The following is a 26628-nucleotide window of genomic DNA, read 5'->3' on the forward strand; positions in this document are numbered from 1 at the left end:
GGGATCAGGCTGTAAATTTTCCTGTTAAAGTCCGTTTCGCGAAAATCAGATCGCAGTGCACGTGATGTTGCCCCGTTTAAGTCGGGCGGGGCTAGGGTGCTATGTGTTCAAGCACGCCAATGATCGGATCGATATAGAGCGAAAAGATCGAAAACGTAATCACACCCAATGCTGTCGTTACCAGCACAATCGATGAGCTGCGGACGATATATCGGTCATAGGTCGTCGCCACGACAAAAACATTGCCCGCAGTCGGCAATGCGGCCAGCAGAAATACAGCCTTTGCTTCAAGTGCACTAACCGTCCCCACCAGATAAAAGCCGACAAAAACGATCAGTGGATGGACCACCAGTTTGGCGATCGACATGGCCGCAAGCTCGGCACGTTTTTCGGCAATCGGCCGACCGACAAGGGCAACACCAATTGCAAACAGGGCAGCGGGCCCGGCACTTCGTCCAAGCAATTCAAGCAGATAGTCAACACCATCGGGCCAGCGAATATCCATCAGGCTGGCAAACACGCCAGCCATGATCGCCAGGACAACCGGGTTGGTCAGCGTCCCGCGAATAATTTTGCCAACCGATTTGCTGCCATTGGCATGTTTGGCCCCTTCCAGTAGCAAAAGGGACAGCGACAACATCACGATCAAATCAAAGGCCAGGGCGACGATCAGCGGAACAGTGGCCTCGGGCCCCAATAACCCGATAATAAGCGGCAATCCCATAAAGCCGACATTGGACATCGTTCCGGCAAAGGCAAACAGGGTTTGGCTGGTCGGATCGAGATCAAAGATTTTGGCCGCCATCAGACGGATAAGCCCATAAACCACAAGTGTCCCGCCGCCATAAGCCAGCAGAATGTCTGGTTGCCAGATTTCTGCCGGCGTGCGGGTTGCAAGCGCGCGGAACAAAAGGGCAGGCAGGGCAAAATAAAAGACAAACCCGTTAATGCCGCGCATGCCTTCAGGCGTGACAATTTTGAACTTGCCGCCAATCCAGCCCAGACCGATCAGGGCAAAGAACGGCAAAATGATAGACGTGATTTGTGACATATGATCAGTCAGATAGCTGAAATCAGGACGCTTGCTGAGTGGATAAACAAACAAGCCTGCGCACAATGGCGGGTCAGAGCCGCAAAAAGCAAGGGGAAAGGGGCGAATTGGCCCTTGAAAAAGGCAATCCCGGAGTCTATAACCACCCGTCCCCAAAACAGGTGGTGAGGCTGGAAGGTCTGTAATGGTCCTTCAGGGCATGCCCAGCCGCCGAAGGGGATTTCGTTTTCATTGCTTATGCAAGGATAGAAAAATGCCCAAGATGAAGACCAAATCGAGTGCGAAAAAACGCTTTCGCCTGACTGCAAGCGGGAAGGTTCGTCACAACGTGGCAAACAAGCGCCACCTTCTGACTGCAAAACCGACCAAGATGAAGCGCCAGGCTCGTGGCACGGAGATCCTCTGTGACGCAGATGCCCGCATCGTCAAAAAATTCCTGCCGTACGGTTAAGGTTGAAGGAGAGTTAAATGGCTCGTGTAAAAGGGGGCGTGTCTTCACACGCTCGTCACCGCAAGGTTATTAAGGCTGCCAAGGGTTACCGCGGTCGCCGCAACAATACTTTCCGCACCGCCGTTCAGGCTGTGGAAAAAGGTCTGCAGTATGCATACCGCGATCGTCGCGTTAAGAAACGCCAGTTCCGTTCGCTCTGGATCCAGCGTATCAACGCTGGCGCACGTGAGAACGGCCTGAGCTACTCGCAGTTCATGAACGGCCTGAAGAAGGCTGGTGTTGAACTGGACCGCAAGGTGCTCGCCGACATCGCAGTGCGTGAACCGGAAGCTTTCAAAGCTCTGGTCACCCAGGCGCAGGCTGCACTCGGCTAATAAACCTTTGTCAAAAGGTTTAATCGGCACTTGCCTGATTTGATCGGGGGCGGCCATATTGGCCGTCCCCTTTCTTTTTCTTTATGTACTTTTTTAAACCCAAGCCAAAGCGTCGGAAGTTATGGAAAACATCGAAGCATTGCGCGAAGAGGTTCTGGCGGAAGTCGAAAAGGCAGTTGATCTTGCTGCTCTTGAAGAAGTCCGCATCAGCGCCCTTGGCAAGAAAGGCCGCATTACCGGCCTTATGAAAAACCTTGGCAAGATGGACCCGGATCAGCGTCGTGAATTTGGTCAGACGCTGAACCTTGTCAAAGACCAGGTAGCAGGCGCAATCGACACCCGCAAAACCGCCCTCGAAGATGCAGCCCTTGAGGCGCGTCTTGCCGGCGAACGGATCGACGTCACCCTGTCGTCGCGCCCGGATGAAACCGCAGGCCGCATTCACCCGATCAGCCAGACGATTGATGAAATTGTCTCGATCTTTGGCGAGATGGGCTTTGCCCTGGCCGAGGGGCCGGACGTCGAAGACGACTTCCATAACTTTACCGCATTGAACATTCCGCCGGAACATCCGGCGCGTGAAATGCAGGACACCTTCTATCTGCCTGAACAGGAAGATGGATCGCGCCTTGTGCTGCGGACCCATACATCCCCGGTTCAGATCAGAACCATGCAGAGCAAAACCCCGCCGATCCGTATCATTGCGCCGGGTCGCACCTATCGTTCCGATAGCGATATGACCCATACGCCGATGTTCCATCAGGTCGAAGGTCTGGTCATCGACAAGAAAACCCATATGGGTCATCTGAAGGGCTGCCTGCTTGAGTTCGTCAAAACCTATTTCGAACTTGATGACGTGCCGGTCCGTTACCGTCCGAGCTTCTTCCCGTTCACCGAACCGAGTGCCGAAATGGATATCGGTTGTTCGCGCAAAGGCGGCGAGCTGAAAATCGGTGAAGGCGATGACTGGCTGGAAATTCTCGGTTGCGGCATGGTTCACCCGCGCGTTCTCGCGGCTTGTGGTCTTGATCCGAATGAATATCAGGGCTTTGCCTTTGGCATGGGGATCGAACGTATCGCCATGCTGAAATACGGCATTCCCGATCTTCGCACCTTCTTCGATACCGATCTGCGCTGGCTGAAACATTATGGTTTCGTGCCGCTGGATGTACCGAACATGGTAAGGGGCTGAGATTATGAAATTCACACTGAATTGGCTGAAACAGCACCTTGATACCGATGCATCGATCGAGGTGGTTGCCGAAAAACTGACCGATATCGGTCTGGAAATTGAAAGCGTCACCGACCGCGCAGCAGCCCTTGCTGACATTCGTGTCGCCTATATCGAAGAAGCAGGTCAGCATCCCGATGCCGACCGTTTGAAACTGTGCCGGGTCAATACCGGTGACAAGATGATCCAGGTCGTCTGTGGTGCGCCGAATGCCCGAACGGGCCTCAAGGTTGCACTGGCACAGCCCGGCGCGATCATTCCGATCGACGGTTCCAAGCTGAAACCGGGCAAAATCCGTGGTGTCGAAAGCCAGGGCATGATGTGCTCCACCCGCGAGCTGTGCCTGGGCGAAGATCATGACGGTATCATCGAACTTCCCGAAGATGCTGAAATCGGTGCACCGGTTGCAGCTGTTCTGGGGGCGGATGATCCGATCATTGAAATCGGTCTGACCCCGAACCGCCCCGATTGTACGGGTGTGCGTGGTATTGCCCGTGATCTGGCGGCTGCCGGTATCGGCACCCTTAAGGCGGATCCGCGTCAGGAAGCGGTTGCAGGTTCGTTTGACAGCCCGATTGGCGTGACCATTTCTGGCGAGATCGCAACAAACAACGCGGTCCCGGCATTTTATGGGCGTTATATCCGTGGCGTGAAAAATGGTGAAAGCCCGGACTGGCTCAAAGCCCGTCTTGAAGCCATCGGTCTGCGTCCGATTTCGGCACTGGTCGACATCACCAACCTTGTGACCCACGATCTTGGCCGCCCGTTGCACGTCTTTGATGCCGACAAACTGTCGGGCGATATCAATGTCCGCTATGCGACCAATGGCGAAAAGATTGCTGCCCTTGATAACAAGGAATACGAGCTGTCTGACTCCATGGTTGTCATTGCCGATCAGGCAAAGGCACTGGGCATTGGTGGCATCATCGGTGGTGAAGAAACCGGCTGCCTTGATGAAACCGTCAATGTGTTTGTCGAATGCGCGCTGTTTGATCCGATCAGCATCGCCAAGACCGGCCGTAAGCTTCAGATCAATTCCGATGCCCGTTATCGGTTCGAGCGCGGCGTTGATCCGCAGTCGATCGGTTGGGGTATGGAAGTGGCCACCCACCTGATCACCGAAATCTGTGGTGGTGAAGTTTCCCACGTTGTTAAGGCGGGCGAAGTTCCCAATCCGCGCAATGCCTTTGATCTGCGCATTGACCGGATTCTTGAACTTGGCGGTGTTGCTGTTGAGGCCGACCGTGCAATTGAAATCCTGACCGCACTTGGCTTTGACGTCAGCGGATCGGCCCCGGTTATTACCGCGGTTGCACCGACCTGGCGTCCGGACATCATTGGTGAAGCCGATCTGGTCGAGGAAGTCCTGCGTATCGTCGGCTATGACAAGATCCCGACTGTTGCGCTGGAACGTGAAACCAGCCTTCCGGTTCCGGCCCTGTCGCCGATGCAAAAGCGTGTCGGTCTGACCCGTCGTGTTCTGGCATCGCGTGGTCTTTATGAAACCGTGACCTGGTCCTTTACCGACTCGCGCTGGGCAAAGCTGTTTGGCGAACTCAAAGAAGGTCTGTATCTGGCAAACCCGATCAGCTCCGATCTCGATGTCATGCGTCCAAACGCATTGATCAACATGATCGCCGCCGCGGGACGCAACCAGGCGCGCGGCTTTGCCGATCTGTCGCTGTTTGAAGTTGGTCCGGAATTCTTTGGCGATCAGCCCGGTGATCAGCGTCTGGTCGCAGCGGGTCTTCGCGCCGGTTCAACAACCCCGCGCAGCTGGACCGGTTCGCGTCGTGATGTCGATGTCTTTGATGTCAAAGCCGATGTCGAAGCACTTGTTGACGCCCTTGGTACCAATGCGGCCAACCTTCAGGTAAATACCGAAGGCGCGCCGGCCTGGTATCATCCGGGTCGATCGGCTGCCTTGCAGTTGGGGCCGAAAAACGTGCTTGGTTATTTCGGCGAACTGCACCCCAAAGTGCTCAAAGCACTTGGTGTCAAAGGCCGCGTCGTGGCGTTTGAGCTGTTTGTTGAAAACATTCCGATGCCCAAGAAAAAAGGCACCGCACGTCCGGCATTGAATGCATCGAGCTTCCAGTCGGTCGAGCGTGACTTTGCCTTCCTGCTTGATGACGATGTCAAAGCCGAAGCCATCGTCAAGGCCGCACGCAGTGCCGACCGTGCTTTGATCACGGATGTGACGATCTTTGACCTTTATGCGGGCAAGGGCATTGAAGACGGCAAGAAGTCACTTGCCTTCTCGATTACCTTGCAGCCGACCAAGGCAACCCTGACCGAAGAAGAAATTGAAGCGGTCAGCAAAAAGGTTGTCGAAGCCGTTCAAAAGGCAACTGGCGGATCGCTGCGCGCTTAAGTACCGCAGACCATGTAAAATCAAAACGGGCCGCGCATTGGAAAATGGGTGGCCCGTTTTCTTTTGGAAATTCCGACGGTGTGATAAACGCCGACCGGACAATATTTACCGACCCGGCCGTTTGCGCAGGATGGCATATTCTTCCTCGTCCAGATCAAGCGCAATCAAATCGGGACCGTTGGTATAGACATGCCATTCCATATCGGTGTCGTCGCATTCGATCGTCAACTGATCCATCATGGTGTTCCAGGCGCACCGTTCGCGATCATCGTCGGCTTCAAGGCGGCCTTCGCCATTGTCATAAAGATGCATGACCAAAAGCTGTTCATCTTCATCAATTGAGTAGATGGAATATGTTTCGTTTGCAAAACGGTAATTGATTTCCCGGCCGTCCAATCGTCTCCAGCCGCGGGGCAACGGTTCGCCCGGTTCATGTTCGGCAAAGAAATAGGCCAGTTTTTGCATGTGGCTGTTATTCATGGTGCGCATGTCCGAGCCACAGGCGCTTATGGTCAATGTACCGAGCATCACAAACAGGATGCCAAGACGGGGGCGGGACAGGGCCGAAAATCTGAACATGCGTCACTCCATTGCCACAACAGGGCAGCTTTTTCCCGGCAGCCCCGATACCCCGATATCAAAGCAATATGCTTGCCATCCGGTGTGACGTTCTGGCGATGCGACGTATTTCTGGAGTCTTCGGGATGCCCCGGCGGGCAATTTCCCGATCAGTCCGGCCGGTTGACCCGTAATGTAAAGATGATGGTCGTGCCCGGGTCGCTGACCGGACGGCTGGTATCAAGCCAGATACGACCGCCATGCTGTTCCACGATTTTCCGGCATAATGACAAACCAAGTCCCGTACCGGAAAATTCATCCTTATGAAGGCGCTGGAACAGCCGGAAGATGCGCTGTGCATGTTCGGGATGAATGCCAATCCCGTTATCGCGGATCGAAAACCGCCAGAAATCACCCATGACCGGGTCCGGTTCGACGGTGATTTCGATATGCGGCGGCACGCCCTGACGGCGGTATTTGATGGCGTTCGACAGCAAATTCTGGAACAGCCGCGACAATGCGATCCTGTCGCCCTTGATGATCGGCAAATCGTCATGGGTAATGGTGGCATGTTCCTGACTGATCACGGCTTTCAAATCGGCCTGTGCTTCGTTCAGAACAAGATTGCAGTCGATTTCGGTGAAATCTTCGCTGGTGCCGGTTTTGGCATATTCAAGCAGATGACTGATCAGCTTGTGCATCCGTTTGGCGCCATCAACGGCATAATCGATATATTCGTCGGCTTCCTGATCAAGAGTTCCGCCATAACGGCGTTTAAGCAACTGGGTATAGCTTGCCACCATGCGCAATGGCTGTTGCAGGTCATGGGATGCAACATAGGCAAACTGTTCAAGATCTTCGTTGCTGCGCTTGAGCTGATCAAGGGTATCACGCAACTTGTTGGCGTTTTCGACAAACTCGGTCACGTCGCGCGCACTGGCAAAGATCATGCCGTCAATCGGCCGCGTACCGCGCCAGGCCAGCCAGCGCACCTGGTTGTGATGATCACGCACGCGCAGTATGGAATTGCCATCCCCGATCATATGTGCCGGGCCGCGGTCACGAAACGCGGTCATGGCAGATTGCTGATCATCCGGCTCAAAGATCTTGAAGAAATGTTTGCCGATCACTTCGTGCAATTGCAATCCGACAAGCTCTTCGAGTGCCGGACTAAAGCCGCGTAAAATCCCGTCCTGATCAATTGCGATGGATGGTTCGGGCGTGTGACGCAAATAGGTTTCAAACGGATGGCAAAGTTCCTGGTGGCTTGCCGTTTCAAGCAGCAAAACCGAAATGGTTTCGTGATCATCTTCCTGAACGCGTTGTGCCATCAGATAGAAACGCTGCAACTGGCTCCCCGAAACCCGCAGATCGACCATCGCGCCAATCCGCTCGTCGGGCCATTTGTTCTGAATAAGGGGGCCTTGCAATCTGGCCCTTGATGCCGGCGACAGCCGATCAAGAAAATCGGTCATGAACGGGCCAACTGTTTCGTCGGTGGGGCCAAGGATTTCCGGCCAGTTCAATTGTGTGGAAAGCTTGCCATCATTGCTTTCGACCGGCCAGCTGATGACAGCACATCCGCATTCCGAAAGCGTGTTTTCCGTTTCGCTGAAATGCTCTGTCAGGTTGATCGCCCGCAGATGCTGGCGTTTAAGGCGCTGCCAAAGCCAGATCGACAATCCGCACATGATCACCAGCGCCATGACAAACATCAGGGCATGCAGGATGATGGCTTCGCGCCAGCTTTCCATCAGGATGCTGCGCGGCGTATAGGCCACTACAATGCGGTCAAGTTCGGGCAATTTGCTGTATGCCAGAACCATGACCTGCTGACCGTGCACGCAAATCAGCGAATCACGATCATTATTCTGATGGCTGATATAGTCCGCCAGATCACCGATCAGATGCGGCGGGATAAACCCCTTGATCTGATTAAGATGCTGATCAAGAACCCCGACGGTGATGGTGGAATTGTCATTAACGATCTGTTGCAGATCGACATCGTCATGTTGCAACAACATCGAGCCCAGCCGGTAGGCCGTTGCTTCAAGCTGGGCACTGGCATGTTCAACCGCACTGTCATAAAGCGTCTTCTGGATAAAGAAGAACGAAAACAGCAAGACAAACACACCGGTAAGGGTCAGGGCCGCCAGCCTTTTGCGCAATTTCACCAGGCTGCGCCGTGACAGGGACGGCTCGATCGACGTCATGAACATGTTCTTCGCGTATCCCCGGCTGTCCCTGTCAGGAAGGTTGTTGTTTTTACTCTTTAAAACCTATGTTCTTTTCATGCGGTTGAAAAGATGACAAACAGATGAATTCATAGGTACTGCAAAAGAAAAAGCCTTCAACTGTGCCTGTTTGCGTGATCGGGTGATGCTTTGGCACCCGGTTGCGGTGTTCTGTTGATATGGGGTGCGTGTCTGGCATGTGAATTCGTTGGGCCGCAAACACAACACAACGCTTCTAATTGCGGGCAAAAACCCCTATAAACCCGCTGGTGATTGATCCGGAAAATTGAAAATGCGGTTTTCTGACGGATACGACGATCACGCAAGGCGGGTTTTCCTGTTTATGCCAGTCCGGTAACCGGATGTGATCCTACCTTTGAGTCGCCGCCACACAGGCGTGCAGACCGGGATGGATCGCAATGGGAAAGCTTGTTGATTGCGTGGATCGTAACCGCCCGGTTCGGGGGATCACACCAAATCGAAACACATGTGCCACGCGGCGAAATGCCAGCCAATTTTAGTGCCAGAAGCAGCCAAAATGACTGACCTTAAGAACATTCGTAACTTTTCGATCATTGCGCATATCGACCACGGCAAATCGACCCTGGCCGATCGTCTGATCCAGTTGACCGGTGGCCTGACCGAACGTGAAATGGCCGATCAGGTTCTCGATTCGATGGATATCGAACGTGAACGCGGCATCACGATCAAATCACAGGCCGTGCGTTTGAAATACACCGCCAAGGATGGGCAGGAATATACGCTCAACCTGATGGATACGCCGGGCCACGTGGACTTTGCTTATGAAGTGTCGCGGTCGCTTGCGGCGTGTGAAGGATCGCTTCTGGTGGTGGATGCCGCCCAGGGTGTCGAAGCACAGACCCTTGCCAACGTTTATCAGGCGATTGAAAACAACCACGAAATCGTTCCGGTATTGAACAAGGTCGATCTTCCGGCTGCCGAGCCCGACCGCGTAAAGGAACAGATCGAAGAAGTCATCGGCATTGATGCATCCGAAGCCGTGATGATTTCGGCCAAGACCGGCATGGGTGTTCCCGACGTGCTTGAAGCACTGGTGCATCGTCTTCCGGCACCGACCGGTGATGCGGATGCCCCGCTTGAGGTCCTTCTGGTTGACAGCTGGTATGACACCTATCTTGGTGTGATGATTCTGGTGCGCGTGAAGGAAGGGACGCTCAAAAAAGGGCAGAAAGTCCGCTTCATGAACGCCAAGGTCACCCATCAGATCGAACGTGTCGGTGTCTTTACGCCAAAACCGCTTGCCCTTGATGAACTGGGTCCGGGTGAAGTCGGTTTTATCAATTGCGGCATGAAAACCGTGGCCGAATGCGAAGTCGGTGACACCATTACCGAAGAAAAGCGCCCCTGTGCCAAGCCGCTGGCCGGTTTCAAACCGTCCATCCCGGTTGTGTTCTGTGGCATCTTCCCGGTCGATACCAGCGAATATGAAGTGCTGCGTGATGCGCTTGAAAAGCTGCATCTCAATGACGCATCCTTCCAGTTCGAACCGGAAAACTCGACCGCACTTGGTCTTGGTTTCCGCTGTGGCTTCCTGGGTCTGCTTCATCTCGAAATCATCCAGGAACGTCTGGAACGCGAGTTCGAGCTTGATCTGATCACGACCGCCCCGTCGGTGTCCTACAAGATCACCATGAGCAAGGGCGAAGAAATCCTGCTTCATAACCCGGCAGATTTCCCGGACGTCACCAAGATCAAGGCGATTGAAGAACCGTGGATTAAGGCATCGATCATGGTGCCCGATGATTATCTTGGCGGCATCCTGACCCTGTGTACCGAACGCCGTGGTGTGCAGCTTGACCTGACCTATGTAGGTAACCGTGCGATGGTGGTCTACAAGCTGCCGCTTAACGAAGTGGTGTTTGACTTCTATGACCGCTTGAAATCGATCTCGCGCGGCTATGCAAGCTTCGACTACGAGATCGCCGGCTATGACGAAAGCGATCTGGTCAAGGTGTCCATCCTTGTGAACGAAGAACCGGTCGATGCGCTGGCATTGATGGTTCACCGTTCGGCTGCTGAATATCGTGGCCGCGAGATTTGTAAACGTCTCAAGGACCTTATCCCGCGCCAGATGTTCCGCATCGCCATTCAGGCCGCCATCGGCGGCAAGGTGATTGCCCGTGAAACCGTATCTGCCCTGCGCAAGGACGTTACGGCAAAATGTTACGGCGGTGACGTTTCGCGTAAACGTAAACTTCTGGAAAAACAGAAGGCCGGTAAGAAAAAGATGCGTCAGTTCGGCAAGGTCGAAATTCCGCAATCGGCCTTTATCAATGCGCTCAAGATGGGCGACGATAAATAAGCTGAAATTACGATATCGAAACAAAGGCTGTATCCAATTGCGGATGCAGCCTTTTTTCTTTGCTGTTTCCATCAATGCCAAAGCTGCGTTATGGATGAAGCAAGATCATCAAACACCGTTGCCAAGGAGCCGTCCATGGATCTCGACCTTCTCGCCCGTCAGGAAGAAAAGCTGGTCTTTGATCGCTTTGACGAGGATACGGCATGGACCATCGGCTCAAAACTGGTTGCGGTCGCGCGCGCCCAGAATGCGCCTGTGGTGGTTGATATCCGAACCCCTGACCGCACACTGTTTCATGTATCCTTGCCCGGTGCCAAACCGGCCAATGACGCCTGGGCGCGTCGCAAAAGCAACCTGACCTTGCGCGAACATGAAAGTTCAATGCGTTTTGGCATGGCGCTTAAGGCCAAGGGCAAGACGCTGGCCGATCACGGGATTGATTTTGCCGATTTCGCCGATCATGGCGGCAGTTTCCCGATCCGGGTTGCCGGTGTCGGGGTGATTGGCGCAATCACGGTGTCGGGCCTGGCATCGCACGAAGATCACGGCATGATTGTTGATGTTCTGGCAGCCTATCTGAAAACAGATACCGGCCTCTGACCCGCGGTGCAGACCCGTTCTGCCAAGGACAAGCTGTCAGCTTTCTGCTTCTGCTTCTGCTTCCGCTGGGGCCGGGCGTGCTTCTGCCCATTTCAAAAGTGCATCCAGTGCCGGGCACAATGATTGTCCCCAGTCGGTCATGCTGTATTCCACCTTGGGCGGGACTTGCGGGTACACCTTGCGCTTTATGATGCCGTCGGCTTCAAGTTGTCGTAACTGCTGGGCCAGCATTTTTTGTGAAATCGCCGGAATAAGACGTTCAAGGTCGGAATAGCGCTGTGTCTTGCCACCGAACAGGTGAAACAGAATCACCAGTTTCCATCGACCTTCGAGCATCCGCAGAATGGCCTCGACATCAGATGCCGCACTATCGGGTGTGTATTGTTTCCCCATTTCCTACCTTACGCTCACTAACTTACTTTTAAGTGCGTACTTCACAAAAAGTAAGTTAAGGCAAAATATCGCGGTCTGACAATCATCCAATCAGGAGTCCAGACCATGAAACCGATCCTTCCATCACCGATCGATCGATATTTTTCCGGAAAGCAGAACGGGTCCTTTGATCTGCGGGCGTTTTCCCGTGATGCGGTCGTTCATGACGAAAGCAACACACATCGTGGCCATGCGGAAATCAACGCCTGGCAGGCCGCAGCGCGACAGAAATACGACTTCCACGCCGAACCCCAAGAACTGACCAACGATGCAGACGACGTCATTGTGCGCGCCAAGGTGTCGGGAAACTTTCCCGGCAGTCCAGTGATGCTTGATTACCGTTTCACGCTTTGTGACGGGCTTATTCACCGTCTTTCAATTTCATAGTCACACCTGCCGACAGTTATAACGAGTTGATGAAAGCGATGAACATGACCAGGCATCAATCGGGTTTCGACCAAGAATTCGCTGGCAAAACAGTTGTCCTGACCGGCGGAACCCAAGGAGCAGGCAAGGCCATTTACGACCGGCTTAAAACAGCGGGTGCCGACATTTTGACTGCGGGTCGGTCGTCAAAGCCCGATGATCTGGAACACGGGGCATATATACAGGCCGACCTGACCGATCCGGCCGATGTCAAAAGGTTCGGTGAGGCCGCATTATCGCACTTTGGGCATGTGGATATTCTTATTCATGTTGTTGGGGGCTCAACCGCGCCGTCGGGCGGATTTGCGGTCATTGATGATGATATCTGGATGCAGGAATTAAACCTGAACCTGCTTTCTGCTGTCAGGCTGGACCGCATCATCTTGCCCGCGATGATCAGGAACGGGCAGGGCGTTGTTTTGCACACGTCATCTATTCAACGCCAACTGCCACTTCATGACGCAACCACGGCTTATGCCGCGGCCAAGGCGGCTTTGACGACATATAGCAAATCCTTGTCAAAGGAAGTTGGTCCCAAAGGCATCCGCGTCAACAGCATCGCCCCGGGCTGGATATATACCGATGCGGCCAAGGCGATGGTATCGCGCATCGCCAAGGGCGGAAACATGACCGAAGATGCTGCCAGGCAATCTATTCTCGATGCTTTGGGTGGTATTTCGCTGGGGCGGCCGGCTGTTCCGGATGAAATTGCCGAACTGGTGGCATTTCTGGTGTCACAACGTGCATCGGCCATTCATGGTGCGGAATATACGATCGATTGCGGCACGATCCCGACCGTTTGAATTGAATATCAGTCGATATGGTCGATATCGGGATCAATTCCGGCAAAGCTTTCAAGGGCGTTACGCATCCACAAATGTTTACGGGCCTTGAACGGGCGCGGGTTGTCAAAGCTGCCAAGCCGGATGTCGATGGTGCTTTGCTGCGCGCCATTGCGCCAGGTCAGGCTGGAACCGCATTTCGGGCAAAATCCGCGAAACTTGCCAGGCGAGCTTTCATAATCGGTGGGCTTCCCATCCCACGTCACAGAACCGGTCGCAAAGGTGACAAAGGTCGAAACGCCCGAACCGCTATCTTTACGGCACATGTCGCAATGGCAATGATTGCCGCCAACCGGATCACCAGAAGCAACAAAGCGCACCGCGCCACACAGACATCCACCGGAATGGGTTGGATTATGCGTGGTCATGGTGCGCTTTCCTGAAATGGTGGTTTTGGACCGGCTTCGATTATTCGTTGGGAACACCCGTGGTGGTCGAATATTCGAAGTGGAATTCCTTGTCCGGGAACAGATAGGAACGTGCCGCGTGGATTGCGCTGGCACCCTCGGCAAAGCCTGAAAGGATCAGTTTCAGTTTATGTTCATAGGTCGCGATATCACCGATCGCGAAAATGCCCGGAACCGATGTCTGCATCGTACCTTGGGTTACGCCGATATGGCTTTTATCAAGGTTAAGGCCCCAGTCGGCAATCGGACCAAGTTCCATGGCAAGGCCAAAGAACGGCAGAAGGTGATCGGCTTCCAGTTCGCGCTCTTCGCCCTTAAGCGTCGCGACAACCACATGTGACAGATTGCCGTTTTCACCCTTAAGGCCCTTAAGCTGATAGGGGATGACCATTTCGATCTTGCCGGCTTCTGCCAGTGCCTGAAGCTTTGCGCTGCTATCAGGCGCGGCGCGGAATTTCGGGCGACGGTGGACGACCATCACCTTTTCGGCGACGTCATGAAGCGACAATGCCCAGTCAACGGCCGAATCACCACCGCCGGCAATCACAACTTTTTTGCCGGCGAAATCGGCACGACGTTTGACGTAATACTGAACGCCACCGGAACCCTCGTAATCTTCAAGGCCATCCATCGGCGGCTTGTTCGGGCCAAAGGCACCGCAACCAGCGGCAATCACGACCGCACCGGCGTCAATCACCGTGCCGGTATTGGTTTCAAGCGTGAAGCGCCCATCGTCGCGTTTTTCAAGTTTGATGACCTGCTGGCCCAGGTGATAGGTCGGTTCGAACGGTTCGGCCTGTTTGGCCAGTTGATCAATAAGGTCCTGACCGGCAATCTGCGGATGGGCCGGGATGTCGAAAATCGGCTTTTCCGGGTAAAGGGCGCTGCACTGGCCGCCAACCATTTCAAGCGCATCAATCACATGGGATTTAAGCCCCAGCATACCGGCTTCGAAAACCGCAAAAAGCCCAACCGGGCCTGCGCCAATAATGGCAATATCAGTGCTGTTTGATGCGTCTGACATACTTATTCCATCCAACTAAAATCAAGTTTGGGCCAGGTCGCGACCTTTGCCCGACGATCTGCGGGAAAACTGTTAGCTGCGAAATAGCATCTGGGGGCATTTATCGCAACGTAAACCGGGCAAATTTGCCATGTGCGGCCTGTTTTGCTGTGCGTGCAATCGTGATTTTGTAAAATCATTGCGAAGGGATGGTCAGTCACCCTACAACAGAACAAACAGATCCCATTCAATGAACGGATATCATGAGCAAGACAGTCACTGTCAGTGATCAAACCGGGACCGAAGCCCTTGCCGCGCGCCTTGCCACCATCGCCAAGCCGGGTGATGTGATTTTGATGCATGGTACATTGGGCATGGGCAAAAGTGCGTTTTGCCGCGCCTTCATTCGGGCTGTTGCCGATAATCCGCATGAAGAAGTCCCAAGCCCGACCTTCACGCTGGTTCAGATTTACGAACTTGATCGTCTGCCGGTCTGGCACTTTGATCTCTATCGCCTGTCTGACCCCGAAGAAATCCACGAACTCGATATCGAGGACGCCTTTGCCGATGCCGTCAGTCTGATTGAATGGCCCGACCGGCTGGAATATCTGACCCCGGAAAACCGTCTTGATATTCATATCGAACCCGGATCAACCCCCGATGGGCGGGTGTTCATCCTTGAACCAAGCGGGGATGACTGGGTGACACGCATTGATCAGCTGGCAGGGGACGGGGTATGAGCCGCGCGACCCCCGATCAGGAACGCCGCAATTTCGAACGCCAGGATTTTCTGGTGTCGTGTGGCTGGCAAAATGCACAGGTTTCCCCGCTGGTCGATGATGCATCGGCGCGCAAATATTTCCGGCTTGAACGCCGTCATGACACAGCCCTTTTGATGGATTTCCCGCCCAGTGCGATCCATGTCGATCCGCATGGCATTTACGATGATCCCGAACGCCAGGCATCGGTTGCCCCGGTTCTTCATACGACGCCGCTGTTTGAACGTGCCGGCTGGCGGGTGCCGCACATCCAGGCGTCCGATGAAAAACGCGGTCTTGTCCTGATCGAGGATTTTGGCGATATCACCTTTACCCGTGCGCTTCAGGCCGGGGCGATGATGGATGGGACAGGCAAGGACGGGCTTTATCTTCGCGCGGTCGAACAACTGATCATTCTGCATCGCTTCTGCGATGCTGGTGGCATGCAAGACAGTGGCCTTGTGCAGTATGGCCCGGATAACTTCCGCAAGATGCTGGCCAGTTTCAAGAATGACTATCTGCCACTGATCATTGATGATGAAGCCAGGCGTGCCGACGCAATTGCCGCATTTGACCGGCTACTGGATGACGTATTGCCTATGTGCTGGCAGGCGGGTGAAGTGATTATTCATCGTGATTATCATGTCGATAATCTGATGCTGGTCGAAAACGGCGATGGCGGCGATGATTGCGGCATCATTGATTTTCAGGATGCCGCGATTGCCACGCGACCCTATGACCTTGCGTCGCTTTTGCGCGATGTGCGCCATGATATCGGCCCTGATCTTGAAAACCGGATGAAGCAGTTTTATCTGGCGGCCTTCCCGAATGTTGATCATTCCGATTTCGAAACGTCATATGTGGCGACATCGATGGTTCGCAATTTCCGTATTCTTGGCCGGTTTGGCTGGCTTGCCGTCAAGGCCGGGAAAACACGATATTTTGACTATATCCCGCGCTGTTGGGATCTGATCCTGCGCGGGGCGGGGGACCATTTGCCAGCCCTTGCAGACTGGGTCCAAACCCATATCCCCGAACCGGCACGCAAGGCACCCGATCTTGCGACAAATTCGGCCATTACCCCGACCCGAAAGGCGCATCCATGACCAGCAACAATCATCGCGCACAGGCAATGGTACTGGCCGCCGGTCTTGGCAAACGGATGCGCCCGATTACCGATACCATGCCCAAACCGCTGGTGCCGGTGGCAGGCAAGCCGATGCTTGATCATGTGCTTGATAAGCTGGCAGCGGCCGGGTTCGATCGGGCGGTGGTCAATTGCCACTACCTTGGCCAGATGATTGTCGATCATGTTGCAACACGGGCGGTACCGATGGTCGTGACCTCGCCGGAGGTTGACCTTCTGGAAACCGGGGGCGGGGTGAAAAAGGCCCTGCCGTTGCTGGACCGTGAGGCGATCCTGATTGCCAATGCCGATGTCTTCTGGACCGAGGGACGGGAAGCCTTGTTTGATCGCCTGATCAGTGCCTTTGATCCCGACCATATGGATGCACTTTTGGCGATCTATCCGGTGGCGGATGGATATGGCTATGATGGTGGCGGTGATTTCTTCTGGCAGGTTGATGGGCGGTTGAAACGTCGCGGCGATGCGCCAAGCGCGCCTTACTTCTTTACCGGGGTTCAGGTCCTGTCACCGCGCCTGTTTGAAAACACCCCGGACGGGGCCTTTTCCCTGAATGTCATTTATGACAAGGCGCTGGCAGAAGGGCGGTGTTACGGGCTTGTCCATGATGGCGGGCATTTTCATATCGGAACCCCCGAAGCCCTTTCGGCCTCCGAACCGGTCATTGCCAGGGCGCTTGAAATCGAACGCGACAAACAAGCCACAGCCGGGGGCAAGTAATGGCGGACCTGTTTGATTACATGGACGCACCCGAAAATCCCGACAATGGCGCTGACCCGTTTGGCGGTGAAGACGCACTTGCGCAAAACCTGTTCTTTATCCCGCCGGGCGAAGCTTTTGCCGATCTGATTGCCAGGCAACTGATCGCAGAAACCGCTGATCAGCCAGTCGCCTTGCCCGATTATGTTTTGATGGTGCCCAATCGCCGGTCGGCCAAGGTGATGCGCGATGCTTTTCTGCGCCAATCGAATGGCGCGGTCACCCTGCTTCCGACCATCCGGCCACTGGGCGAGGCCGATGAAGACGAACTGGCGATCTATGGTGCCGGTGGCGAGCAGGCAGCCCTTGATCTTCCGCCAGCCATTCCGGACCTGCAACGAAAACTGCTTCTGACCCGATTGATCATGAACCGGCCCGATCATCGCGGTGAAAAACCAACCGCCGATCAGGCCGCCCGTCTTGCCGGGGAACTGGCCCGTTTTCTGGATCAGGTGCAGACCGAAAACTGCGCCTTTGATGATCTTGAAGGCTTGGTGCCCGAAGAATTTGCCGAGCATTGGCAACTGACGCTTGAATTCCTGCAAATCCTGACCCTGCACTGGCCGGGTATTCTGGCCTCCCAGGATGTCAGTGACCGGGCGATGCGCCGTAATGCCCTGATCAAGGCGCAGATTGATCTTTGGGATGCCAATCCGCCACAAAACCCGGTTTTGATCGTCGGGTCGACCGGACCGTTTCCGGCATTGCGTGATCTGATGCGTGCAGTTCTTGGGATGCCCAAGGGGCGCGTGGTTCTGCCTGGTCTGATGAAGGGGCTCAATCACGAAGACTGGGCCGCGATCAATGAGGACGCCACCCATCCCCAGCATTTGCTGGGCAAGACATTGCGCCATATCGGACGTCATGCCGACAGTGTGCTGCCCTGGCCCGCACTAGGCGAGGAGTCAGATGCCACCATCGAACGCCGTCGTCTGGTCCGCGAAGCCCTGCGTCCGGCCAAAACCACCCATCACTGGCGTCATATCACGGGCTTTGCGCCCGATGTGCTTGATGGGGTGTTGCGTGTTGACTGTTCGGGTGCCCGGGAAGAGGCAACCACAATCGCATTGATGATGCGCGAGGCCCTTGAACATCCCGGCAAGACCTGTGCGCTGGTGACCCCCGATCGTGGCTTGGCACGCCGTGTCGCAACCGAGCTTCGCCGGTGGGAAGTTGAAATTGATGATTCGGCGGGCATTCCGCTTCATGACACGGCACCGGCCATTTACCTGCGCCTTGTCGTGCGTGCGGTTCAGGAAGAATTCGCACCGGTTCCGTTGCTTGAGCTTCTCAAACATCCCTTGTCGGCTGCCGGTTTGTCGCCGGAAACATTCCGTGTTCTGACCCGCCTTCTGGAAAAGGAAGTCTTGCGCGGGGCGCGTCCGGGCCCCGGACTGGATGGTTTGCAAACCGCCCTTGAGGGTTGGCGTGACGAGGCGATCGAACGCCTGACGGCAAGCGGATCGGACAGTGCCCCGGCCCGGATTGAACGGATGCGCGATGATCATGATCGGCTGTCTGATCTGGTCGCGCGTTGCGCGGCCTGTCTTGAAAGTCTGTCGGATCTGAATGCGGAAAAGGCCCTTTCGCCGGTTCATGCCCTGCGTTGTCACATCACCGCAGCCGAGGCATTGGCCGCAAGCGACACCCAATCGGGTGCAGATCGCCTGTGGCGCGGCGAGGCGGGCGAGGCATTGGCCGATTTCGTGCATGAATTGCTGAATGCCCTGGGCGAGTTTGTGCCAATGCCGGGCAATCGTTATGGCGCGTTTCTCGATGCATTGATGGCTGATCGTGCGGTGCGCCCGCGCTATGGCAAACATCCGCGTTTGTTTATTTGGGGCACGGTCGAAGCCCAGATGCAGCAGGCCGATCTGACCATTCTGGGGGGCCTGAACGAAGGCGTCTGGCCGCCAGAAGCCGGGGCCGACCCGTGGATGAGCCGCCCGATGCGCCGCAATTTCGGTCTTCCGGCCCCCGAACATCGGGTCGGGCAATCGGCCCATGATTTCCAGCAATTGTTTTGTTCGCCAGATGTGGTGATGACCCGCGCACTGCGTATCGAAGGCACGCCGACAGTGCCGTCGCGGTGGTTGTTACGGATTGAAAACATTCTGCGGAAATCGGGTGTTTCGATGGAAAAACCCGATGCGGCCGACTGGCGCGCCTTGGCCGAAACCCTTGACGAGCCGACCGACGACATGCGGATCAGGATCGGGCGTCCGGCCCCCAAACCACCGGTATCGGCCCGTCCGCAACGGTTGTCGGTAACCCAGATCGAAACATGGATGCGTGATCCTTATGCGATCTATGCCCGCCATATTCTGGGTTTGCGCAAACTTGACGGGGTTGATGAAGATCCCGGCGCGGCGGATTACGGCAATCTGATCCATGATGCCCTTGATCAATTCATTGCCCGCCATCCCGATCATTTGCCACCCGACGGCGAACAGGAATTGCTGATTATCGGGCGCGAAGTCTTCCGGCCGCTGGCAGCGCGACCGGGGCTTTGGGCATTCTGGTGGCCGCGTTTTGAACGCATTGCCAAATGGTTCATCCAGACCGAAGCCACAAGGCGTGATGCGGTGCGCCGGTCCTATACCGAACAGGCCGGAACCCTTGATACCAACAGCGGTTTTCAGGTCTATGCCCGGGCCGATCGTATTGATCAGCTTCGCGATGGTGGCATTGCGATCATTGATTATAAAACCGGTGCTCCGCCCAGTCAGGGGGACGTTGCCAACGGCTTTGCGCCACAATTGCCGCTTGAAGCCGCGATTGCCGAAAAGGGCGGCTTTGGCGATGTGCCCGCCGGACCACCGGCCAGCATGGCATTCTGGAAGCTATCGGGCGGTGATCCGGCCGGTGAAATTGTCGAGATTAATACCGCCCGCATGAAAACCACGCCTGCCGCCCTGGCACACGAGGCCGTGGATGGTGTGAATGGTCTGGCCGCGGCCTTCGCCGATCCCGACACGCCGTATCTGAGTGTCCCGCACCCGGATCACGCACCGAAATATTCCGATTATGTACATCTGTCGCGCCTGCGCGAATGGATGGGCAGTGAGGATATCGACGCCCAAGCGGACGGTGCGGAAAATGGCGATGTTAGCGCTAACATCACTGCAAATCCTGATGCGGGCAAAGGGGAAAAGTCATGACCGAAATGCGCGGTACGGATCCCAATGTCCTGCAACGTAATGCGTCCGATCCCAATGCATCGGTCTGGGTGTCGGCATCGGCGGGTGCAGGCAAGACCAAGGTGCTGTCTGACCGGGTATTGCGGTTGATGCTGTCGGGCACCGAACCCCATCGCATTTTGTGTCTGACCTTTACCAAGGCGGCAGCCGCCGAGATGGCCAACCGTGTCAATGAACGGCTCGGCCGCTGGGCAACGATGGAAGATCGCGCATTGCATGATGATTTGGCCAATCTGGCCGGATCTGCGCCCAGTGCCGATGAAACGATCCGTGCGCGTCAGCTCTTTGCCCGTGTTCTTGATGCGCCGGGCGGGATGAAAATCCAGACCATCCACGCATTCTGTCAGTCACTGCTGCGTCGTTTCCCGCTTGAAGCAGGCCTTGCCCCGCATTTCGAAATCATGGATGACCGAACGGCGGCTGAAACCATGGCTGATGTGCAGGAAGAAGTTCTGGCCTTTGCCCGCACAGGGCGCGACGAAGATTTGGCCAAGGCACTTTCGGTTGTCACCGGCCAGGTCCGCGAGGGCGCATTTGGCGAAGTCATGGGCGAACTGGCCCGCGAACGTGGCCGTCTTAAACGGATGCTGGCCAACCTGGGTGGGGCCAATCGCATGCGCGATGCGGTCTATAAGGCGCTTGGCGTGCCGGTCGGCGTTAACGAGGAAGCCATTCTTGCCAAGGCGCTATCCGATGATGCCTTTGACCGTGACGGATTGATGCGCGGTCTTGCCGCCCTTGAAGCCGGAACCAAAACCGATAAGGCCCGTGTGCCGGCACTGGCGCAATTTTTGGAAAAGACCACGGTCGAAGACCGCTTGGCGGTGTTTAATGATTATCGCAGCGTGTTCTTTACGACCGCGGGTGAACCGCGCGCCAAACTGATCACCAAGGGGGCGGCGGAAAACCATCCGATGGGGGCCGATGCCCTTGAACAGGAATGTGCGCGTCTGATCGAAATTGACCGTCAGCGCAAGGCGGCTTCCATGGCCGGGGCGACATCGGCGCTAATTACCATCGGTAATGCGATGCTTGATCGCTATGCCACCAAAAAGGCGCTGCATGCGCGGCTTGATTACGATGACCTGATCCTGACCAGCTTGCAGCTTTTGCAACGTCAGGCCGGGATTGCCGGGTGGGTGTTGTTCAAACTCGACGAAGGCCTTGACCACGTCCTGATTGACGAGGCGCAGGATACCAACCCCGAACAGTGGGAAGTGGTGCGCATCCTGGCCGAGGAGTTCTTTATCGATGCCGGTCGGCATGCCGATAAGCCACGCACGATCTTTGCCGTCGGGGATGCGAAACAATCGATTTACAGCTTCCAGCGTGCCGATCCGGAAAAATTCGCCGAAATGCGCCGTTATTTCCGCGAACGGGCAAATGAAATTGCTGCCGAGTGGCGCGAAGTGCCGATGAACATTTCCTTCCGCTCTACCGATGCGGTGTTGGGCACGGTGGATCGTGTCTTTGCCGGACCGGTGGCCAAGCAAGGGGTCGGGGATGATGGTGCGGATGTCGCCCATAGCCCGTTTCGCGTCGGGCAGGCAGGCCGCATTGAACTTTGGCCTGCGGTCGAGCCACAGGAACGTGCCCCCGAAGACCCGTGGACGCCACCGACCCGGATTGTGCGCCTTGAAGACCCGGAAATCAGGTTGGCCCGCGTCATTGCCGGGCGCATTCGCCATGCAATCGATGCAAAGGAAATCCTGACATCCCGCGGCCGTCCGGTGCGCGCCGGTGATTTCATGATCCTTGTGCGCCGTCGTACCGCGTTCGTTGACGAGGTCGTCAAGGCACTGAAAGAACGCAATGTTCCGGTCGCCGGTGTTGACCGTATGCAGATCACTGATCAGCTTGCAGTGATGGACCTTGTGGCATTTGGGCGGTTCCTGTTGATGCCCGAAGATGACCTGACACTGGCCGAGGTGCTTAAAAGTCCGTTGATTGGCTTGAACGATGATCAGCTGTTTGAAATTGCCCATAACCGCCCAAGAACGCTTTGGCATGCCTTGCGTGAAAAGGCCGGGGCGGAGGATGACGGATCGATCTTTGCCCGTGCCTATGCGTTTTTGTTCAAATGGCTGGGCCGGGTTGATTACGAACGCCCGTTTGAACTTTATGCCGAATTGCTGGGCGGGCGCGGTGACGATGCGCGCGGTGTGCGGGCCCGTCTGGTCGGGCGTCTCGGGATCGAGGCCAATGATCCGATTGACGAATTCCTGAACCTTGCCATGGGTTATGAGGCCGATCACGCCCCGACCTTGCAGGGTTTCCTGCACTGGTTGATGGCCGGGGATGCCGAAATCAAGCGTGACCTCGAACAAAGCGGCCGCGATGAAGTTCGCATCATGACGGTGCACGGGGCCAAGGGCCTTCAGGCACCGATTGTGTTTTTGCCCGATACCATGCAGGTACCGACCCAAGCCCCCAACCTGTTTTGGCAAGAAGACAAAAACCTGATGTTCTGGTTGCCGCGCGTGGCACTGGAAACCGATGTGGTGTCGCGTCTGCGCGATGCCATCGCCGTTAAGCGCGATCAGGAATATAACCGCCTGCTGTATGTTGCCCTGACCCGTGCCGAGGACCGGCTTTACATTTGCGGCTGGCAGGGGCGGCGCAAGGCGCCTGAACATTGCTGGTACAATCTGTGCCAACAGGCGATGGAAGGCTACGCCAAACCGGCCCAGATTGATCTTGGTGTCTATTCCGGTTCCGGCTGGTCGGGCGAAGGATGGATTTGGGAAACCGATCAGTCCGAAGAACCCAAACCCGACCGGGTTGAAACCGGTACGGCAACCCGACAAACTGCCGCGCGCAGCCTTATTCGGGCGGTCGCACCACAAGAATCCTTCCCGCCCAAACCACTGGCGCCCAGTCGGCCGCTCGAAGAAGAACCGGCCGTACAATCGCCCTTGGGCGGGGATCAGGGGCAAAGCTTCAAACGCGGCATTTTGATCCACAAGCTTCTGGAACTGTTGCCTGATCTGCCCGCAGATATGCGTCGCGGGGCGGCGGAACGCTTCCTGGCACAGCCTGTTCACGCGCTTGAACCGGATCAGCAGGCCGAAATTGCCGATGAAACCATCGCCATTTTCAACAATCCCGATTTTGCCCCGGTCTTTGCGCCGGGATCACGGGCCGAGGTGCCCTTGGTCGGTATTGTTGGCGGTGAAGTGGTTTCGGCCCAGATTGACCGTCTGGTCGTGCGCGATGACGATGTCATGATCGTTGATTACAAAACCAACCGCCCGCCGCCACGTGATGTTGAAGGCACGCCAAAGGCATACCGTCGACAGATGTCGATTTACCGGGCGGCCCTTGCGCAAATGTATCCGGGCAAAAAGGTGCGTTGTTTCATTTTGTGGACCAACGGACCATGGATGGTGGAGCTTCCCGACCATATTCTGACATTTGGCTGATCGGGATAAAAAGGGCCTTGGCCGACTCTGCAAAACACGGGGTTTGGCGTGGGTGACATGGCCGCTAGTCGCCCAATGCGCTTGACGTTTGCGTCAGTGCTGCCTACCTTGGCCTCATACAGCGGATCGAGGTTAACGGGGAAACCCTTTGCCTCGTAACAACTAGGATCTGAAAGTATGACCACGATTAAAGTCTCCGACGGTTCGTTCGATTCCGACGTTCTGGGTTCCAACGACCCGGTTCTGGTCGATTTCTGGGCTGAGTGGTGCGGTCCGTGTAAGCAGATTGCGCCTTACCTCGATGAAATTGCCGGTGAACTGGGCGGCAAGCTCAAGATCGCCAAGGTAAATATCGACGAAAACCCGAACACCCCGGCGAAATACGGTGTTCGTGGCATCCCGACCCTGATGATCTTCAAGGGCGGCGAAGTTGCGGCAATGAAAGTTGGCGCCCTTCCGAAAAGCGCACTTGTTGACTGGATCAACCAGTCGATCTGATCTTCGGGTCAAAGAATTCAAAGAGGCGGGCCAATCTGGCCCGCCTTTTTTCATGGCATGATGATTTGTAAGACAAAGATCAATGCTGTTTCGCGCGCAGCCCCGTGACCCCGGGAACGGTCGGATATCGTGCTTTTGTCTTTCGGGATTTGGGGTATCCGGTCTAAAAGTAAGGGCCATTCACCCCGGAACTGTTGCGGACTTCCCATGAACCTCAAAGCGCTACGCCTATTTCGTTTGACGGTCTTGCAAGGGACCCTGTCGGGAGCAGCGGCAAGCGCAAATCTTAGCCAGTCTTCGGCAAGCCGGATGATTGCGACCCTTGAGGCGGAACTCAAGATCAAGCTGTTTGAGCGGATCAACCAGCGCCTTGTCCTGACAGCAGAAGGCGAACGCTTTTTTCAGGAAGCCGAGCATATCCTTAACGGGGTAGAGGAAATTCCGAAAATTGCCCGCGACATTCGTGCCGAAATTGATGAAACCCTGCGGATCATTACGGTCGGGCCGATCGGGGCATCACTTTTGCCACCGGTCATAGATATCCTGCGTGACGAAAATCCCGGTTTGAAATGCAAGATCGATATCGGAACCCGTTCTGACGTCGAAAGCCAGGTCGGGTCGCGGCGCTACAACCTTGGATTGTTGTCGTTGCCGGTAAAAAACAACGTGGTCGAACTCGGAATCGAACCGATTCTTGAGGCCCGCACACAGGTTTTATTGCCGATTTCCCATCCGCTGGCGGCACTTGATATTGTTCCGGCAGAAGCCTTTGCCGATGAACCGTTTGTATCCTTGCGCGCCAATCAGATCTGGCGACAGCGCCTTGATCGTGTGTTTGAAAGCATCGGAAAGCTTCCCAATATCAGCCTTGAAATCGGATCAAGCCTTCTGGTGCCGAAATTCGTCGAAAGCGGCTATGGGCTTGGCGTGATGGATATGATCAACAGCGCATTCAGTGATTCAACCAAGACCGTTCTGCGCCCGATCGCACCGGAATTCTGGTTGCCTTATGCCTGCGTCATGCCGCCAGCCGGCCGTAACCGGTTGGCGATGCATTTCGTGGAATTGTTAAGACAGTATGTGACCCGCCGATGCGAAGATGATCCGGTCTATGGTCAGGCTGTGCGCCCGGTTCAGATGTCCTGACCAGACAGTTTTCTGGCATGCTTGGCGACCATTTCGGCGCTTTCTGCACCTGCATTTGCAAGTTGTGATGCAATTTCGGCACTGCATCCGGTGTAGGTCGCAGGATCAAGCAGGTCGGCAAGCGCGGTCTTGTCCTTGAAATGGCTGGAAACTTCCTTTTCCTGCCACAGGGCGTCGGCAAAACTGATGGCATCACGTTCCGAGACAACAATCGCATGATGGACGATGTCATGTGCGTTCTGACGTCCGGTTGATTTTGCCAGTTCCAGCATGATTTTTTCCGACATCAATGGTGCCGGATCGATCATCAAATTGCGATACATGGCAGCTTTGTCGCATTCAAGATGTGTCAAAAGCGCCTCAAGACGGGTGACAACGCCGTACGCCGATATGCCGGCCGCATCAAGCAGGTCATAAAGCCGGAAATTGAATGCCGCATCGCCTTCGTGGCTGGGGCGGCATGCTTCAAGTGCCGGGGCGACCATGTTGCGCAAATGTGCACTTTCGGCAAGCAAGGCGACGACATATTTCGGATTGGTCTTGTGGGGCATCGTGCTGCTGCCAACCACATTTTCGCTTTGTCTTTCAAAAACTTCGCCAAATTCATTGGCCATAAGGGTGTAAAGCTCGTTACCCATGCGTTCGCAGGCAACGGCCAGCAAACCCAACACCGCCACATATTCGCCAAGCCCGTCATTGGTGGCACGCGAATGCACCGCAGATACTTCCAGTCCCAGAATGTCGGCCAGTTTCGCAGACAGTGCAAACCCGTCCGGGCCATAGCTGTGCATGGCCCCGCTTGCTCCGCCAAATGTCAGAACAAAGGTCCGCTTTTCGACTTCGATCAGTCGTTCGACACAGCGTTGAAATTCATCAATCCAGCCCGCAACCTTGTATCCGAATGTGATGGGCAGGGCCTGACGACGGTTGGTGCGCGAAATTGTCGGCCAGTCAGCCGTTTTGCGGGCCATATCCGATAACAGGGTCAAACAACGGCCAAGACGCTCCAGCGTCAGGGCATGGGCCTTGCACAACTGCAACATCTTGCCGGTAATGATGATGTTCTGGGTGGTTGCACCCCAATGCACATATCCACCGGCATCGCCGTCACAGCGTGCGGTCATTGCACGGACGATTGCCATAACCGGTGACATGCTTTGGGTGATTTCGGCCTCAAGCGCATCAAGGTCATAATCCTCAATGCGCATATGGCGCCGAATTTCAGTGGAAGCGGCAAGGGGGATCATGCCTGTTTCCCCCTGTGCCTGTGCAAGTGCCCCTTCTACCATTAGCCATGATTGCCAGGTTGCCTGCTTGGAAAACAGGTCCTTGGTGTCATTTGGCAATGTGGTCAGCTTGGTCATTTTGTTTACT

22 protein-coding genes are annotated in these 26628 nt (G+C 55.5%); 15 read left to right on the forward strand and 7 right to left on the reverse strand.

What is annotated here, in order from left to right:
- Positions 1-91 precede the first annotated feature (91 nt).
- On the reverse strand, positions 92-1051 hold the full coding sequence (locus tag SIB88_RS02955) for an AEC family transporter (protein ID WP_412559290.1): 960 nt from the start codon (positions 1049-1051) through the stop codon (positions 92-94).
- Positions 1052-1304: 253 nt separating this feature from the next.
- On the opposite strand from SIB88_RS02955, the gene rpmI reads away from it, so the two are divergent.
- From rpmI to pheT, 4 genes are all read left to right on the forward strand, one after another.
- Positions 1305-1502, forward strand: coding sequence for a 50S ribosomal protein L35 (rpmI, locus tag SIB88_RS02960; RefSeq protein WP_044829755.1), 198 nt, complete (start codon positions 1305-1307; stop codon positions 1500-1502).
- Positions 1503-1519: 17 nt separating this feature from the next.
- On the forward strand, positions 1520-1876 hold the full coding sequence (gene rplT, locus SIB88_RS02965; RefSeq protein ID WP_101246511.1) for a 50S ribosomal protein L20: 357 nt from the start codon (positions 1520-1522) through the stop codon (positions 1874-1876).
- Positions 1877-1997: 121 nt separating this feature from the next.
- The gene (pheS, locus tag SIB88_RS02970) at positions 1998-3068 is read left to right on the forward strand and encodes a phenylalanine--tRNA ligase subunit alpha (protein ID WP_101246510.1); all 1071 of its coding nucleotides are present in this window, start codon (positions 1998-2000) and stop codon (positions 3066-3068) included.
- 4 nt (positions 3069-3072) lie between these two features.
- Positions 3073-5481, forward strand: coding sequence for a phenylalanine--tRNA ligase subunit beta (pheT, locus tag SIB88_RS02975; RefSeq protein WP_412559291.1), 2409 nt, complete (start codon positions 3073-3075; stop codon positions 5479-5481).
- Positions 5482-5586: 105 nt separating this feature from the next.
- On the opposite strand, the gene SIB88_RS02980 is transcribed toward pheT, so the two are convergent.
- Both SIB88_RS02980 and SIB88_RS02985 read right to left on the reverse strand, forming a co-directional pair.
- Positions 5587-6060: a hypothetical protein gene (locus tag SIB88_RS02980; protein WP_412559292.1), complete on the reverse strand. Its 474-nt coding sequence runs from the start codon at positions 6058-6060 to the stop codon at positions 5587-5589.
- Between the two features lie 149 nt (positions 6061-6209).
- Positions 6210-8252 carry a sensor histidine kinase gene (locus SIB88_RS02985; RefSeq protein ID WP_412559293.1) on the reverse strand — a complete coding sequence of 681 codons (2043 nt, stop codon included), beginning with the start codon at positions 8250-8252 and terminating at the stop codon, positions 6210-6212.
- Positions 8253-8811: 559 nt separating this feature from the next.
- Between SIB88_RS02985 and lepA the strand changes: the two genes are divergently transcribed.
- Positions 8812-10617 carry a translation elongation factor 4 gene (gene lepA / locus SIB88_RS02990; protein WP_101246506.1) on the forward strand — a complete coding sequence of 602 codons (1806 nt, stop codon included), beginning with the start codon at positions 8812-8814 and terminating at the stop codon, positions 10615-10617.
- A 135-nt stretch (positions 10618-10752) separates the two neighbouring features.
- Entirely contained in the window at positions 10753-11217 is a 465-nt protein-coding gene (locus SIB88_RS02995; protein ID WP_412559294.1) for a heme-degrading domain-containing protein, read from the forward strand.
- 36 nt (positions 11218-11253) lie between these two features.
- On the opposite strand, the gene SIB88_RS03000 is transcribed toward SIB88_RS02995, so the two are convergent.
- Positions 11254-11610 (reverse strand): winged helix-turn-helix transcriptional regulator, encoded by a 357-nt coding sequence (locus tag SIB88_RS03000; protein WP_206926592.1) that lies wholly within the window; start codon positions 11608-11610, stop codon positions 11254-11256.
- A gap of 105 nt (positions 11611-11715) precedes the next feature.
- On the opposite strand from SIB88_RS03000, the gene SIB88_RS03005 reads away from it, so the two are divergent.
- Positions 11716-12036 (forward strand): nuclear transport factor 2 family protein, encoded by a 321-nt coding sequence (locus tag SIB88_RS03005; RefSeq protein WP_412559295.1) that lies wholly within the window; start codon positions 11716-11718, stop codon positions 12034-12036.
- A gap of 44 nt (positions 12037-12080) precedes the next feature.
- Positions 12081-12878, forward strand: a complete 798-nt coding sequence (locus SIB88_RS03010) for an SDR family oxidoreductase (RefSeq protein WP_412559296.1) — start codon at positions 12081-12083, stop codon at positions 12876-12878.
- 8 nt (positions 12879-12886) lie between these two features.
- On the opposite strand, the gene SIB88_RS03015 is transcribed toward SIB88_RS03010, so the two are convergent.
- Positions 12887-13285: a GFA family protein gene (locus SIB88_RS03015; RefSeq protein ID WP_412559297.1), complete on the reverse strand. Its 399-nt coding sequence runs from the start codon at positions 13283-13285 to the stop codon at positions 12887-12889.
- A 40-nt stretch (positions 13286-13325) separates the two neighbouring features.
- Entirely contained in the window at positions 13326-14348 is a 1023-nt protein-coding gene (locus tag SIB88_RS03020; RefSeq protein WP_170310180.1) for an NAD(P)/FAD-dependent oxidoreductase, read from the reverse strand.
- Positions 14349-14590: 242 nt separating this feature from the next.
- Between SIB88_RS03020 and tsaE the strand changes: the two genes are divergently transcribed.
- The 7 genes from tsaE to SIB88_RS03055 all read left to right on the forward strand — a co-directional run bounded on the left by tsaE (position 14591) and on the right by SIB88_RS03055 (position 25254).
- Positions 14591-15067, forward strand: a complete 477-nt coding sequence (gene tsaE / locus SIB88_RS03025; RefSeq protein WP_412559298.1) for a tRNA (adenosine(37)-N6)-threonylcarbamoyltransferase complex ATPase subunit type 1 TsaE — start codon at positions 14591-14593, stop codon at positions 15065-15067.
- Positions 15064-16191, forward strand: a complete 1128-nt coding sequence (locus SIB88_RS03030) for an aminoglycoside phosphotransferase family protein (protein WP_412559299.1) — start codon at positions 15064-15066, stop codon at positions 16189-16191. Before tsaE ends, SIB88_RS03030 begins: the two co-directional genes overlap by 4 nt.
- Entirely contained in the window at positions 16188-16949 is a 762-nt protein-coding gene (locus tag SIB88_RS03035; protein WP_412559300.1) for a nucleotidyltransferase family protein, read from the forward strand. Before SIB88_RS03030 ends, SIB88_RS03035 begins: the two co-directional genes overlap by 4 nt.
- The gene (addB, locus tag SIB88_RS03040) at positions 16949-20149 is read left to right on the forward strand and encodes a double-strand break repair protein AddB (RefSeq protein WP_412559301.1); all 3201 of its coding nucleotides are present in this window, start codon (positions 16949-16951) and stop codon (positions 20147-20149) included. The genes SIB88_RS03035 and addB overlap by 1 nt, the downstream gene beginning before the upstream one ends.
- On the forward strand, positions 20146-23610 hold the full coding sequence (addA, locus tag SIB88_RS03045; RefSeq protein WP_412559302.1) for a double-strand break repair helicase AddA: 3465 nt from the start codon (positions 20146-20148) through the stop codon (positions 23608-23610). The genes addB and addA overlap by 4 nt, the downstream gene beginning before the upstream one ends.
- A gap of 177 nt (positions 23611-23787) precedes the next feature.
- A complete protein-coding gene (trxA, locus tag SIB88_RS03050; protein WP_101246499.1) occupies positions 23788-24108 on the forward strand; it encodes a thioredoxin TrxA in 321 nt (106 codons plus the stop codon).
- A 207-nt stretch (positions 24109-24315) separates the two neighbouring features.
- Complete coding sequence (locus tag SIB88_RS03055; protein ID WP_101246498.1) at positions 24316-25254, forward strand: LysR family transcriptional regulator; 939 nt, start codon at positions 24316-24318, stop codon at positions 25252-25254.
- On the opposite strand, the gene SIB88_RS03060 is transcribed toward SIB88_RS03055, so the two are convergent.
- Positions 25242-26618 carry a lyase family protein gene (locus tag SIB88_RS03060; RefSeq protein WP_412559303.1) on the reverse strand — a complete coding sequence of 459 codons (1377 nt, stop codon included), beginning with the start codon at positions 26616-26618 and terminating at the stop codon, positions 25242-25244. The two genes, SIB88_RS03055 and SIB88_RS03060, sit on opposite strands and share 13 nt — an antisense overlap.
- Positions 26619-26628: the final 10 nt, after the last annotated feature.

Source organism: Thalassospira sp. MIT121401, assembly GCF_047125595.1.
Lineage (GTDB): Bacteria > Pseudomonadota > Alphaproteobacteria > Rhodospirillales > Thalassospiraceae > Thalassospira > Thalassospira povalilytica.